15 protein-coding genes and 1 pseudogene are annotated in these 13,615 nt (G+C 56.0%); 9 read left to right on the top strand and 7 right to left on the bottom strand.

Going from position 1 to position 13,615, the window contains the following annotated elements:
* Window positions 1-5 precede the first annotated feature (5 nt).
* From ACZ5FM_RS07145 to ACZ5FM_RS07130, 4 genes and pseudogenes are all read left to right on the top strand, one after another.
* Window positions 6-587, top strand: a complete 582-nt coding sequence (locus ACZ5FM_RS07145) for a hypothetical protein (protein ID WP_464040153.1) — start codon at window positions 6-8, stop codon at window positions 585-587.
* Window positions 588-721: 134 nt separating this feature from the next.
* Window positions 722-2,062, top strand: a pseudogene (locus ACZ5FM_RS07140) (NAD(P)/FAD-dependent oxidoreductase).
* A 243-nt stretch (window positions 2,063-2,305) separates the two neighbouring features.
* Complete coding sequence (locus ACZ5FM_RS07135; protein ID WP_464040152.1) at window positions 2,306-4,312, top strand: GAF domain-containing protein; 2,007 nt, start codon at window positions 2,306-2,308, stop codon at window positions 4,310-4,312.
* Window positions 4,312-4,689: a response regulator gene (locus tag ACZ5FM_RS07130; protein WP_250982490.1), complete on the top strand. Its 378-nt coding sequence runs from the start codon at window positions 4,312-4,314 to the stop codon at window positions 4,687-4,689. The genes ACZ5FM_RS07135 and ACZ5FM_RS07130 overlap by 1 nt, the downstream gene beginning before the upstream one ends.
* Before the next feature lie 153 nt (window positions 4,690-4,842).
* Here ACZ5FM_RS07130 and ACZ5FM_RS07125 read toward each other — a convergent pair whose 3' ends face one another.
* Window positions 4,843-5,226 carry a VOC family protein gene (locus tag ACZ5FM_RS07125; protein WP_464040436.1) on the bottom strand — a complete coding sequence of 128 codons (384 nt, stop codon included), beginning with the start codon at window positions 5,224-5,226 and terminating at the stop codon, window positions 4,843-4,845.
* Window positions 5,227-5,687: 461 nt separating this feature from the next.
* Between ACZ5FM_RS07125 and ACZ5FM_RS07120 the strand changes: the two genes are divergently transcribed.
* Entirely contained in the window at window positions 5,688-6,032 is a 345-nt protein-coding gene (locus tag ACZ5FM_RS07120; protein ID WP_464040151.1) for a hypothetical protein, read from the top strand.
* A gap of 4 nt (window positions 6,033-6,036) precedes the next feature.
* Here the strand turns inward: ACZ5FM_RS07120 and ACZ5FM_RS07115 are convergent, their stop codons facing one another.
* Complete coding sequence (locus ACZ5FM_RS07115; RefSeq protein ID WP_285200479.1) at window positions 6,037-7,296, bottom strand: diguanylate cyclase domain-containing protein; 1,260 nt, start codon at window positions 7,294-7,296, stop codon at window positions 6,037-6,039.
* A 455-nt stretch (window positions 7,297-7,751) separates the two neighbouring features.
* Between ACZ5FM_RS07115 and ACZ5FM_RS07110 the strand changes: the two genes are divergently transcribed.
* Both ACZ5FM_RS07110 and ACZ5FM_RS07105 read left to right on the top strand, forming a co-directional pair.
* Window positions 7,752-8,111 (top strand): type II toxin-antitoxin system RelE/ParE family toxin, encoded by a 360-nt coding sequence (locus ACZ5FM_RS07110; protein ID WP_464040150.1) that lies wholly within the window; start codon window positions 7,752-7,754, stop codon window positions 8,109-8,111.
* Complete coding sequence (locus tag ACZ5FM_RS07105; RefSeq protein WP_275641142.1) at window positions 8,101-8,430, top strand: helix-turn-helix domain-containing protein; 330 nt, start codon at window positions 8,101-8,103, stop codon at window positions 8,428-8,430. The genes ACZ5FM_RS07110 and ACZ5FM_RS07105 overlap by 11 nt, the downstream gene beginning before the upstream one ends.
* 42 nt (window positions 8,431-8,472) lie before the next feature.
* Here the strand turns inward: ACZ5FM_RS07105 and ACZ5FM_RS07100 are convergent, their stop codons facing one another.
* From ACZ5FM_RS07100 to ACZ5FM_RS07085, 4 genes are all read right to left on the bottom strand, one after another.
* Window positions 8,473-8,835: a hypothetical protein gene (locus ACZ5FM_RS07100; protein ID WP_250982492.1), complete on the bottom strand. Its 363-nt coding sequence runs from the start codon at window positions 8,833-8,835 to the stop codon at window positions 8,473-8,475.
* A 145-nt stretch (window positions 8,836-8,980) separates the two neighbouring features.
* Window positions 8,981-9,736 carry an alpha/beta hydrolase family protein gene (locus tag ACZ5FM_RS07095; protein WP_464040149.1) on the bottom strand — a complete coding sequence of 252 codons (756 nt, stop codon included), beginning with the start codon at window positions 9,734-9,736 and terminating at the stop codon, window positions 8,981-8,983.
* Window positions 9,737-9,759: 23 nt separating this feature from the next.
* Window positions 9,760-10,311, bottom strand: coding sequence for a GNAT family N-acetyltransferase (locus ACZ5FM_RS07090; RefSeq protein WP_464040148.1), 552 nt, complete (start codon window positions 10,309-10,311; stop codon window positions 9,760-9,762).
* Between the two features lie 38 nt (window positions 10,312-10,349).
* Complete coding sequence (locus ACZ5FM_RS07085) at window positions 10,350-10,820, bottom strand: NUDIX hydrolase (RefSeq protein WP_464040147.1); 471 nt, start codon at window positions 10,818-10,820, stop codon at window positions 10,350-10,352.
* 214 nt (window positions 10,821-11,034) lie between these two features.
* Here ACZ5FM_RS07085 and ACZ5FM_RS07080 point away from each other — a divergent pair, with 214 nt between their 5' ends.
* Window positions 11,035-11,946 (top strand): NAD(P)/FAD-dependent oxidoreductase, encoded by a 912-nt coding sequence (locus tag ACZ5FM_RS07080; protein WP_464040146.1) that lies wholly within the window; start codon window positions 11,035-11,037, stop codon window positions 11,944-11,946.
* Window positions 11,947-11,965: 19 nt separating this feature from the next.
* Here ACZ5FM_RS07080 and ACZ5FM_RS07075 read toward each other — a convergent pair whose 3' ends face one another.
* Window positions 11,966-12,697: a class I SAM-dependent methyltransferase gene (locus tag ACZ5FM_RS07075; RefSeq protein ID WP_464040145.1), complete on the bottom strand. Its 732-nt coding sequence runs from the start codon at window positions 12,695-12,697 to the stop codon at window positions 11,966-11,968.
* 216 nt (window positions 12,698-12,913) lie between these two features.
* Between ACZ5FM_RS07075 and ACZ5FM_RS07070 the strand changes: the two genes are divergently transcribed.
* Window positions 12,914-13,606, top strand: a complete 693-nt coding sequence (locus ACZ5FM_RS07070; RefSeq protein ID WP_464040144.1) for an alpha/beta fold hydrolase — start codon at window positions 12,914-12,916, stop codon at window positions 13,604-13,606.
* Window positions 13,607-13,615: the final 9 nt, after the last annotated feature.

Here is a 13,615-nt window from a genome sequence, read left to right as displayed (position 1 = left end):
TTAGATTGACTCTGACCGAAGGACTGATGCTTGTTGTTGCGTTAGCAACTACTGTGTTTGCAGCCCAGCAAGCAAGTGCTGCAGAGAAGGCATTAGATCAGGCTCGTGACGCCTCAAAGAAGGCCGATCAAGCAAACGAAGCAATGGCTACCTTCCAAAAAAGGCATGTTGCTATTCAAGTTGAATTAGAAGAATTCAGATCTTCCTTTCTTAGTGACAGCCAACAACTTATTCGAGATCTGAATTCACTGACTGCTCTGATTGGCGAGCAAGTTCAGTTAGATAGTTTCGATAAGAAAATTGTTGAGGAAAAATGGCGCGCGGCTCGGACTAAGATAAGAACGCTCAAACAAGCGGCAAGGCAGATCAACGCAATCGATACAACAGATCAATTGAACTGTTTTTCCAGTGACTATTACGATGGTGTTACGACATCGTTCGATACATTGCTGAATGAAGTTGAGCCCAATAAGCTTGCTGACGCAGTAGACGGTGTAGAAAAGAGCGTTGGATCTTTTATAGCCTCATTGAAATTACTTTGCACAAACGCAAACGCTAGTATTCTTGCTAGTATCTATCAAGACTAGGTGCCCTCGCGTCAAAACATGACCGAGGCAAAGGACTCAATTGGTTGCCAGAAGCCGACGCGCCATACCCCACCTTGAACACCTAAATACACACCGCTAAGGATTGGTGATTACTCTGATCCAGGAAAAGCGCGATGTTCCCGTTCTCCGAGGCTGACGCGGTTCAGCATTCCGGCCCTCTACCCCAGAAATCCGAGGTGGTGATTGTGGGTGGCGGGGTGATTGGCGTATCGACCGCGCTTTATCTGGCCCGCAACAACATTGAGGTGACGTTGCTGGAAAAGGGGCGCATTGCGGCCGAACAATCATCCCGCAACTGGGGCTGGATCCGCAAGCAGGGCCGCGATGCAGACGAGTTACCAATCGTCATGGAGGCCTGCCGCCTGTGGCAAGAGTTGGCGCAGGAATGCGGTGAAGACATTGGCTTGCAGCAGACCGGCGTGACCTAGCTGGCACGCACACCTAAGGACATGGCCGGTTTTGAAGATTTCATGAAAATTGCCGCCGCCCACGCTCTCGACACCCGACTGATTGACGGTGAAGCCGTGCGGCGGATGATACCGGGCATGGCGCGCAATTTTGCCGGTGCAATGGTGACGCCATCCGACATGCGGGCAGAACCATGGCTGGCGGTGCCGGCGCTGGCGCGGCTGGCGGTGCGCCGAGGTGTTCGTATTATCGAAAACTGCGCGGTGCGCGCTTTGGACACGGCTGCTGGTGCGGTGCAATCGGTGTGGACCGAGCACGGAAAGATAGAGACATCCAATGTGCTGGTGGCCGGTGGCGCATGGTCATCGCTGTTTTTGCACAAGCACGGCGTGTCCATTCCGCAGCTAAGCGTGCGGGCAACGGTTGCGGCCACCGAACCGATGCCGGAACTGCATGCCGGTGCGGTTGCAGAGGATGACATTGCCTTTCGCCGCCGACAGGATGGCGGTTACACGCTGGCGCCCGGCGGCAGCAACTTGCTGTATGTTGGGCCGGACGCTTTTCGCCATGCAACCAAATATATGCCGGCACTCAAGGCACATCCGTTTGGCACGCGATATGCGCCGATGGCCCCCTCTGGATATCCCGATGCCTGGGGTACACCGCGCGACTGGGCGGCCGATGAGGTAAGCCCGTTTGAGCGGATGCGGGTGCTGAACCCTGCCCCCGGCAAGCGTGAACTACAGGCGATAAAGCGTGGTTTCAACACGCTGTTTGCGCAGGCCAAACCCGTCAGGCTGAAAACCACATGGGCGGGCATGATTGATGCGATGCCGGATGTCGTGCCGGTGGTTGACCGGGTTGCTGCGATCAACGGCCTGTTTGTGGCAACGGGCATGAGCGGCCATGGTTTTGGCATTGGCCCGGGCATTGGCCGGGTGATGGCAGACCTTATTCAAGGCAATGAAACCGGCCATAACCTGCACCGCTTCCGCCTGTCGCGGTTTGCACCGGGAAATACCATTCGCCCCGGGCCGGCACTGTAAGATTACAGACCTGATCAGCAACTGTTAGCGCAGTGCACACGATGCATGAGTTCCCTGCCCGCCAGCTTGTCCGGACGTCGGCATATGGGATTGTTTTTACGAAAATTTTATGCGGGGCGAAGGAACTTTAATTGCCACTGCTCGTTCATCAACCCGATGGGCAGCGTTCACTCTCAAAGGATAGCGATAATAACCGTCCTGGAACTGCACAGATAGGTTAACCCACGTGACTGCGAGAGTGCCTTGCGACAGACTAACTATGATGACCAGACTGATCTGCATGAGAGAATTGAGGCGCTTGAAGCCTATGATATCATGGATACGCCGCCAGAACCGGAGTTTGACGGCATTGTGCAGATTGCCCGCGTCATTTGCCGCACCCCGGTTGCGCTGATCAGCCTGGTGGAAGAAAACAGGCAATGGTTCAAGGCCCGTGTCGGCTTTGAACCCTGCGAGACGCCAATGGCAGGGTCTGTCTGCCAATATGCGCTGCTGAGCCGCGACTTGCTTGAAATACCCGACCTGACGGCCGATCCGCGCACCAAGGACAACCCGCTGGTAACGGACGAACCGTTCATCCGATTTTATGCGGGCGCCCCGCTGATTACCCCAGACGGCATTATCATCGGCAGCCTGTGCGTGATCGATACGGTCATACGGCCTGAAGGACTGGACGAGGAACAGGCCGACGGCCTGCAGGCGCTTGCCTCGCAGGTCATTGCGCTTTTTGAAGCGCGTCGATTATCCCAGCGCAAGGATGACCTGTTTCGCCGCCAGAAAGGCATTACGGCCAGTTTGCGCAACGCGGCGAAAGAAACGCTTGCCGCGCAGGAGGCTGGTGGTGTTGGCACTTTCGAGATTGACCTGACGCGCAACGAATTGCGCGCATCGCCGGAGTTTTACCGGATCTTTCATCTGCCGCCGGCGCGGTCATATCCAACGTCCGTTTTTGAGACGATGGTTTTTTCTGACGATAAGGGCACGCAATCGACACAGGCCAACCGCGCCGATGGCTCGGCAGCACTTGATGTGGAATACCGCATCAATACGCCAGCCGGTTTGCGGTGGATTTCTCGGACTGCAAACTTCATTCGCGGCGAAAACGGCCTGCCGGTGAAAATGATCGGTGCGGTGAAGGATGTCACAGTGACCCGGCGTGCGGCAGCGCGCATACAGGCGCTGCTGGACCTGGGCGACCGGCTGACACAGCTGAGCGACATCGAGTCCATGGCATCCGCCGCCGCAGACCTGATGGCCAAAGCCCTCGATGCGACCCGCGCCGGTTTTGGTATTGTAGACCCTGTCAATGAGACCGTGTTGATGCAGCCGCAATGGACCGCACCTGGCATTACGCCCGTGACCGGCCTGCACCATTTCCGTGCTTATGGCAGCTTTATCAACGATCTGAAAATGGGCAATCCTGTCGTCATTCCTGATGTGACGCAGGACCCACGCACCGCTGCAAATGCGCAAGCACTGCTTGATCTGGGCATTCGCGTGCTGGTCAATGTGCCGGTTATCGACCAGGGCAATTTCAGCCTCGTGGTGTTCGTTCACCATGACATGCCCTACCAGTGGTCGAATGAAGAAATTGCCTTTGTGCGCAGCTTTGGCGACCGCATACAGGCGGCGATTGCGCGTGTGCGGGCAGAGTCTGAGCAACAGTTGCTGCACCGGGAAATGGGCCACCGGTTGAAAAACACGCTGTCCATGGTTCTGGCCATTGCCACGCAGACCCTGCGGCCGGTCAAGGAACGGCAATATGTGGAAGCCTTTGAGCGCCGCGTTCACGCGCTGAGTACCGCCCACGATGTTTTGTTTGAGCGCAACTGGAGCAGCGCCGCAATCGTGCAGGTGATGGAACGGACCTTCGACCGGCTGTCCGTGCGCGACCGCGTGGTGCTGCAGGGCGAAGACCTGACCTTTGGCCCCAAGGGCACGCTATCGCTTTCCCTGCTGCTGCATGAGTTGACGACAAATGCCATCAAATATGGCGCGTTGTCGAACACGACAGGCAAGGTTGTGCTGCGCTGGTATCTGACGGGTGAAGGCGAGAACACAACGTTTCACCTTGACTGGCAGGAGATTGGCGGCCCACCGGTTCACGACGTAGACAAGGCGGGGTTTGGATCGAAGCTGATTAAAATGGGCCTTGGTGGAACAGGCAAGGTAGACGTTCGTTATGAGTCATCTGGACTCATTCTCCGGATGGAAGCAACGCTACACCAACTCCAACAGGCCGAACACTAATGGGTACATTCAATCCGCCCAAGAAAAATGTCGTCCTTGTTGTTGAGGATGAACCGCTACTGCTGATGGCTGCTGTCGACCTTGTTGAAGAAGCAGGTTTTGAAGCGGTCGAGGCACGCAATGCCGATGAGGCCATCGAGATACTCAACGCGCGCGAAGACATCCGGATTGTGTTTACGGATATCGACATGCCGGGCAGCATGGATGGCATGAAGCTTGCGGCCATGGTGCGCGATCGCTGGCCACCGGTGGAGATCATCATCGTTTCCGGCCATCGCAAGGTTGCCGATGACGATCTTCCTGCACGCAGCGTGTTCTTTTCAAAACCCTACGACGTTGACCGCGTGACAGCGCAATTGCACGCAATGGCGGCGTAACAAACACCGCCACCTGTGCGCAGCACCCCCACGGGACTTTCCTGCCATAGCGGCCCTTCTCTAATTGGTGGGCTGAAGTCTTCTTCGTCTATCTTCTAACTGTCGGGAGTCGAGTATCGTCCACAGTTGGCCCAAAGCGAGGTCTGATGTCTTCTAAATCTGATCGCATTGGATCCGCCACGGTGGATTAATACGGTTACTTCCAGCTAGGTACAGTAGGATACGATTTCCACCAGGATCAAAAAGTTCAGCTTCTCGCCAAAGCCAACTCTGGTCCTGCGGAGGCGTCGAGAACGCGATTCCTGCAGCGGTTAGGCTATGATATTTTTCATCTAAATCGTCGCATTCGAAGTAGACGGTGGTTCCGGCGCTTACATCGCCGCCCTTGTGTAAAGAGAATGTGCTGTTTCCGTCGGGGCAGACAAAGCGTACATAGTCCGGCCGTGCATCCACCACTGGCACTAGGCCAAGAGCGCAATAGAATGTCCAACCCTCATCAAGGTCCGGCATAGTCACAGTGACTTGGTTGAGATTCATTCCACTTTCCTCTCCGAGCCTTGAAGCAGCGGAAAGTTTACGGATTTTTTCGTTCATATCAATGACCGCAATAGGCGCAAAGCAGCCGAAATCTGTGCTCGACAAAGTCGGCGTTAAGGTACCTATAGCGTTCGACATTCGCGGCCCGCGCTTCTCTGCGGGATCGGCGATTGGGCCTCCCATGATGGGGTTTCGCAGATGAAGTGGTTTAATCTATGCGGGACGCCATGATCCGGGCGTAGTCGGTCCCGCCGCCCCGCTGCGCGGCCACTATGCTGGGGTTCCTGCGGCGACACTTATCCGGCCCCGGCGTCGAGAATTACCGAAATCCCGCCTGAGGGCGGTCCTATAATATTGTCGCAGGCGCAATTTTTTGCCTGTTTTTCCGTTTAAATATTGATTTGATGACCACATGGCAGATGCCATGACCGCAAAAGTTATGTTTGATGAGAGAGCCCAACATGAGCAATTCCTGTCCCGTGCTGACGCCTGAGGAGCGCAGACTCAACGACATTATCGAACGTGCCAGTGCACAGATGATGCAGACGGTGCTGGAGGCGCTGGATGCAGCAAGCAGCCAAGTTGCTGCGGAGTGGAAGAGCGTAGAGACGCACGAAACCCCGCCGCCTTACGACTATTTTGCAGCCGTTGTTCACCAGCGCATGTTCTTGCACCTATGCGGTGCCGACGCCGAGACGATGACCGGTGGCGAAGCAGACCTGGCCGGACACCTGATCCGCAACCAGCAGAACGTTGTCGCGCATTACGGTTGGGCGAAAAAGGACAAAACCGACCCCGCCGTTTGAGGCTTTAAAACTGCATCGCATCCTTGCCGGATGCCTTGGCATCATAAAGCAGCGCATCCGCCTCGTTGATCAGGGCCGTTATATCCCGTTTGGCCGCGCTCCAAATGCCACCAATACTGGCGCGCACATGGGTAGAACCACCCGAAATCAGCACCGGTTCTCGCATTCTTTCAAGGATACGTTCTGCAGCCGCCATGCCAGCAGCACGGCTTCCGGCCACCACGACCACGAATTCGTCGCCGCCGGTTCTGGCAACGAGATCATGGCTGCGCACCGCGCCCTTGATGCGCCGCGCGGTTTCGCACAACACCACATCTCCAACGCCGTGGCCATGAACGTCATTGACCTGCTTGAAACCATCCAAATCCAGCGCCAGCACCACAAAACCATCGGCAGATTGCAGGGCGGTAAATTCACCAACCAGGCCGCGACGGTTCAACAGGCCAGTCAGGGCATCCGTGCTGGCGGTTTCCTCCAGTTGTTCAATGCGGCGGCGCTCATCGGTAAAATCAATGGCCATGCCGACAATCTTCAGCGGCCGGCCATCACCATCGCGCAGCAAGCGCCGGTCGCAGCGCATCCAGCGTTCTCCCTGAATGGTATCCAGCCGGTATTCAGCAACATTCTGGTCCAGTTCGCCTGAGATCAACGGCGTGAGATCTGCCTGCGCGCCGTCATTGACATTCACACGGCTGACGTAGCGCTCAAGATCAAGCCGGGCGGCGGTCTGCCCGCCGATGAACTGTGCTAGGCGATCCGAGGTTTCAAACTTGCCGCTAGGGATGTCCATATGCCAGAACCCACCCCTCACCGCTTCCATGGCCAGTTCCAGCTGTGCGGCGCGTTCGGCCAATTGCCGCTCATGTTCCTTATGGCGGGTAATATCCTCGATCTGTGAAATGAAGCGCACCACACGGCCTTCGGCATCGCGCATGGCGGCAACATGGATCATCACATCAACCACGTCACCGAGAGGCTGCACATAGCGTTTTTCGATGGTGTAACCATCCCGACGACCCTGCAAAACCTGCTGGAACTGGTGCATGTCTGCGTCGATATCATCCGGGTGGGTGAAGTCCTTGAAGTGGGTGCCAATGACTTTTGTTATAGGCAGACCGACCAGCCTTGCAAATGCGGCGTTGCCTCGCAGGATCCGTCCCTCAAGATCGACAAGCGCAATGCCTATCGGTGCGTGATCGAACGCAAAATCGAACAGCTCCAGACGGGTGGCAGGATCATCCGTTGTGTAGGCTTGCTCCGCCATATTTTCCTCCGCAAACAAGCGTGCATTCAACACACTATCATCTGTACGCTTAATCCCCTCAGCAGCGAAAGGTTTCGTCTGACACCAAGGAGATTGTGCAAATGGTTTACGGGCCATTGGTTTGGGGCGTTTTGACGCGCAGACAGCGCATGAATTCAGCGACCACTTGCAACCATTGTTAGAAATGATATCTGCAAATGAACAAGGAGAAGAATAACTGGCAAGCTGGTTTTGCAGGGAAAGCGGCGAAGACGATGTGCGGGCGGTTGCAATTGAAGTGTCAAACGTCTTGTTTCCAAACACCAATTCAAGGACACAATATTTCCAGGCACATTCTGAATGCGCGCGAACAGCGCTCAGCGTATTCAATCCTGACAACCTGATCGTATAGCGTTGAGTTATGTTTTGCGAAATCTTGACTTTATATCTTTGAAGATATATTTCTGAGGTCGATAATGTCCTATGACGTGAAGTTCCATCGTGAGTTCGTTCCAGAATGGAAGGCCTTAGAAATGGGACTTAAAGAACTGGTTGGCGAGGTTTTGGACCACCTTGAAGATGATGGCCCGTTTCTTGGTCGTCCTGAGGTGGATACGCTTTCCGGGTCCGGTCATGCCATTATGAAAGAGATCCGCGTAAGATTTGGCAAGCAGGTCTGGCGTTTTGCCTTTGCCTTCGATCCTGATCAGGCTGCCATTATTCTGTGCGGGGCGGCTAAACAAGGCAAGAGCCAGGAACTGTTTTACAAACAGTTGATCGGCAAAGCAGACCAGCGTTTCAATTCGTGGCTGAAGGAGAAAAAAGATGAGCACTGACTGGAAAACACTGCGCGCCGAACTGCCGCAAGATGTTCGTGCACGTCTTGATGAAAAACGCGAAACACGGCGTCTGGGCAAGGCTCTGGCGGAAGTGCGCAAAGCCATGAATGCAACCCAGCAGGATGTTGCCGTACGCGCCGCCATGACACAGAACACGATCTCGAAAATCGAGAGTGCTGACGATGTGCTGATTTCCTCTATCGTGCGTTACATGCATTCGATTGGCGGTGGTGTTGAACTTATCCTCAAAACACCGGATGGCAATGCAAAGCGGGTTGATTTTGATCCCGAGATTTATGTGAAGCAATACGCATAATCACGCGGGGCCCAAACCAATATCACCACATGGAGACGCTGCTTAAAAGCAGGAATGCTCGGTTATGCGGTTGCCGACACGGTAGACCTTGCCGGTTGCTGGATAAGCGTTAAAAATCACATATCTGCGCTGCGGGCAGATAAGCTCGAGAGATTTTTTGTGGCAGGACAGAATGTCGGTTTTTCTGGTCACGCCATCACTCACCACGGTACGGCCCCTGTCAACGCTCTGATCACACAGAAATCCCTTTTTGACAGCCATTTCGCGTGCAGTATCGAGGCTGACGCCAACCGCATTGATCTTGCTGACTTCACGGGCATGGCCACGCTCTGATGCACGGGTGAAACCGCAACTTGTGAGGGTCAGGCTGAGGCCGGTTATCAATAACACTGAAATACGATTCACGTTTTTTCTCTTGATTCCATTCACTTAACATTGGCAGCGCAACGATAACGCCCGCAAGCGTGAAGCACAAGACAACACTTGTTTGCAACCAGAGTGCCGTCCTCGTTGCATGGGTATTTTGGCCCGAAAGATGTGCGACCAGGCGTTAATGAAGTGTCACAGCCGGCCTGAATATCCGTGTCAGGAAACCCTTGAGGATCGGCATGACTAGCTCGCCAGCCAAGCGATGTCCCGCATCCAATCTATGCAGGCTGACCGGCACACCGGCCTCTGCAAGGGTCGCTGAAAATCGTTCCGCTTGATCGACGGGGGCACGGTCATCATCGACACCATGCAGCAGCAAGGTCTCGGCCGTGATCCGCTGCGCGTGATGCAGCGCCGAGCGGTCCGAAAAGGCGCGGTCAGTGGCGCCACTCTCAGTCTTGATGGTCTGCTGCAAGCCTCTTGAGCTGCGTTCATAGGCGTCTCGCAGGTCGTAAACGCCACTCGACAGGATAAGCGCCCTCAAGGTTTGAATTTTCGTGGCGACCATGGCCGATGCGACGGCACCACGGCTGTTGCCATAAAGCACGATGCGGTCAGGATCGACCATTGGTTGCTGCTCCAGAAACGCCAGTGCCGCGATGATCGCGTGCTGGGTGGCTGGGCCGCAGAAATCCGCTGGCCCGTCAGATGCGCCAAACCCCGGCTGCGAGACCGCAGCGGCCGTAATGCCAAGACGCGAGGAGAAACGGATAAGCGAGCCGTTATCGGCGAATTCCTTGCCGCCCAGCAACAGCCCGCCCTGATTGCCATGCACAAAGAGGATGGCACCATTTGTTTTGGCAGGCGGCGAAGACAGGAACAGCTCAACACGCGCGCCATCGTGCCTTTCAATGAAGTGTTGCGTTACCGCCGTCACGCCATGATCTCCTCAAATCGCGTCTATCGAACTTTGCAATACAGAAATGCGTCTCTTGGCTCAGGCGAGACATTGGGATGAAGAATGTAACGGCGCAACACCGCTTCACGGGTCATGCCAGCCTTTTCCATGACCCGCGACGAAGCAATGTTTTCGACATCGCACATCGCCTCGGTGCGGAAAATTGCCGGGTGTGCCAGCGCATGATCAACCAGCCAGCGAACAACCTCGCTGGCAACGCCCTGCCCCCAATGGTCACGCCTGGTAATCCAGCCATAGGACACCCGCGCCTGATGGCTGCGCGGTTCCACCGTTCCAATAATCTCATCTGGTGCAGTGTGCCGGGCAATCAGCAACGGGAAACTTGTGCCCACCTGCCACGCACGCTCCGCACCTTCCAAAAAGGTTATCGTTTGCTCCATGCTGGAATGCGGTTTCCATGCCAGATACCGTGTTACCTCCCGGTCGGTCGCCCAGCCCTGATGCACGGACACGGCGTCCGATACGAGCGCTTTGCGAACAATGAAACGTTCGGTGTTGAAAGTCTCTGGCACGCGATATGTTGCTGGCATCATACCCTCATGTTTTTGTTTCGTTGAGCCTGTCAGAGCACTCAATGCGACATTTCAAACAGCAGAAGGAGTTTGACGGGCTGGCGCTGCATAAATTCGGCTTCGACATGGCGCAACACGTGGCGCTGGCCGGCAAAGGGCACCATATCGACGGCGCTTGAAAACGTGGTCCAGCAGAACGCGCTGTGTTCTTCGTTCAGCACGACTTCAGCCGTCGCATCCACATAGCCGACGAACACCGGTGCCAGCGTGATGGCGTCGCGGTCCGCCTCATAAAACTGTTCGCAGATATCGGCGGAATAAAGCCGTGTGCAGGAAAGCCCGGTTTCTTCCTTCACCTCGCGCAGTGCCGTTTGCCAGGCCTTTTCACCGTCTTCGATGCCGCCGGCAATCTGGCACCACTCCCCAACCAGGGTGTGGTTACGGCGCAGTAGCAACACTTGTGTTTCCGCGCCGACTTCACGCAGCACAACAACGGCCACGCCAAAACTGCGGATGGGTATTTCTGCCATGATTACATCGCTCCCGGTTCGCGTCCCTCAAGTCTATTTGCACAATCCCGATGATATTAGGAAGCCAATAAATACAGCCCTGACGGGAATTTCAGACCCCACCCGCTGCAACGACAACTTCCCATCATCAATTCGTCACATCAAATGTATCATGACTATTGACTTCTCAATATCACGATACTTATGTTGCGACGAAAGATTGATGAGGTATTCCATGACTGACACAATGTACGACGTTATCATCATTGGCGGCAGCTATGCCGGCCTTTCCGCCGCCATTCAGTTGGGCCGCGCGCGGCGCAAGGTGCTGATTATTGATGAAGGCCTCCGGCGCAACCGTTTTGCCGCCCACTCACATGGTTTCATCACGCAGGATGGCGTCGACCCGGCTGTGATTGCCGCCAAGGCACGCGAGCAGGTTTTGAACTACCCGACAATCACCTGGCTTTCGGCCCGTGCCGACAGCGCGCAGAAATTGGAGACAAGCAGCACGGATGCGGGTTTTGAAGTGTTGGCCAAGGGTGCACGCCACCAGTCTCGCCGCCTGTTGCTGGCCACCGGCGTCAAGGATTTGCTGCCAGCCATAGAGGGTCTTGCCGAGCGCTGGGGCAAAGCGGTGTTTCACTGCCCCTATTGCCACGGTTATGAGTTGAACCAGGGGCCGATTGGCGTCATTGCAGGGTCCGAACTGTCCATGCACCACGCGCTGATGCTGCCGGATTGGGGGCCAACAACGCTGCTGCTGAACGATGCCTTTACCCCTAATGCCGAACAGCTGGCGGCGCTGACAGCGCGTGGAACAACGCTGGAACGCTGCCCGATTTCCGCCATTACCGGCCATGTCGACATAAACCTAGCCGATGGCCGGGTGCTTTCCTTCGCCGGTCTGTTTGCCATGGCGCCGTTTGAGCTGGCGAGCCCCATCGCCCATGATCTGGGGCTTGAGATGGAGCAAGGTCCGCTGGGTGCGACCATCAAGACCGACGTGATGAAAGAAACCTCCCTGCCCGGCGTGTTTGCCTGCGGTGATGCCGCACGGCCCATGGCGTCGGTGGCGCTGGCAGTGGGTGATGGCAATCTGGCAGGTGCCGGTGTGCATCGCTCGCTGATGTTTGGCACGGTTTGAGTGCCGCACCGCCACCCGTTCAGGCGCGGTACGCTGATACCAGCAGCATCATTGGCCGTTCCAGCTCTTCCGCAAGGGCTGGAACCTCCGCGATCTGTTCAGCCGTCGGGTAAAATTCCTTGATCTCACGGATGGTGAAACCTGCGGTGATCAGGCTGTTGAGCGTGGTGGCGACGGTGCGGTGATATTTGACCACGCCCTTGGCGAACCAGTCTGTGCGGCGCTCTCCCTCCACCGAGTAACCATTAACCGGCCAGGTTTTGCGGCCGTCCTCATCTTCAATCCAGTGTGGATGGGCGGCCGCCATAAAGATGGGATGTTCTATCGTGAACACGAAGTCGCCACCGGGTTTAAGGGCTGCGTGCACCATGCGGACAAGCCGGGCAAAATCCCTGACGTAATGAAAGGCCAGTGCGCTATAGGCAAGATCGAACTGCGCCTTCGGCAATTCCAGCGTTTCAAGGTCGGTTATGTCGTAGGTGATCGCGCTTTCGGACGTGTCCTGTCTGGCGCGGTTGATCATGTTTTCCGAGAGATCAAGCCCCAGAACACTGGCGGCACCCTGTCCGGCCATCCAGCGAGATGCCCAGCCAAAACCGCAGCCGAGATCCACCACATGTTTGCCGGCAAGTGGCGGCAGCATGGCACGGATGGCCGGCCATTCCGGCGCGCCATCCAGCCCATGCACCTGACGCGGAAGCTGGCTGTAACCGGCAAAAAAGGCCGGATTGTCATAAATATTCTGCGCCACGCGAAACCTCATCCTGTCTGTATTGCCACCTATCCCTTGTCACGTGCGGAGTGGCGGTGTTTGCTGAACTTCGAAGCGCTCAAGGATAGTCATATCGATGACAATCGCAATATTTGCGCCTATTACGGGGCATCAGTAGCCAACTCATCTGCGTTGCGCTAACTGATCTGCGTTGCGCCAACTCTGGAGCAACCATAAAATGACGATGGACAAGATATGTCGATGCTTCTGATTCCCGGTTTCATGCTGGATGCAGACCTGTGGCGCGATGTGACGCCGGGTCTTGATGAATTCGGGCCATTTGTGCATGCCGATCTTTTTCAGGACGGCACGATCAAGGATATGGCCAGCCGCGTGCTGGCTGAGGCGCCGGAGACATTCCATCTCGTCGGGTTTTCGATGGGCGGTTATGTGGCCCGCGAAATTGTGCGGCAAGCACCTGAGCGGGTTAAAGCGCTGGTGCTGATTGCCACGTCTGCGCGTGGTGACACGGAGGTGCAACGCCAGCGGAAGGAAGCTGTGGCAAACAAGCCGGACAGTGTTTCCTTCAAGGGCCTGAGCACGGCGGCCGTCGCCTCTTCCCTGCACCCAGACAATGCCGGACGGCAAGACCTGATCACCCGCATTCAGGCCATGGGCGAGCGGCTGGGCAGCGATGTGTTTCGCCGGCAATCGCTGTTGGAGCGGGTGGATGAGCGCCATTTTCTGGCCGATATCAACCGTCCCTGCCTGATTTTAGCAGGTGAGCAGGACAAGCTGCGCAGCCGTGCCGAGGTGGAAGAACTGCATGACGGCATCACCGGCTCCAGCTTTCAGGTGATAGAAAAGACCGGCCACATGATACCGCTGGAAGCGCCGGATGAACTTGTAACAGTGATGCGGCAGTGGCTGGATGGCATCGAGGCGTAAAGACAGCGC

It is taken from the genome of Agrobacterium sp. 5Ca50 (assembly GCF_055381905.1).
This window is presented reverse-complemented; position numbering and strand designations above follow the sequence as displayed.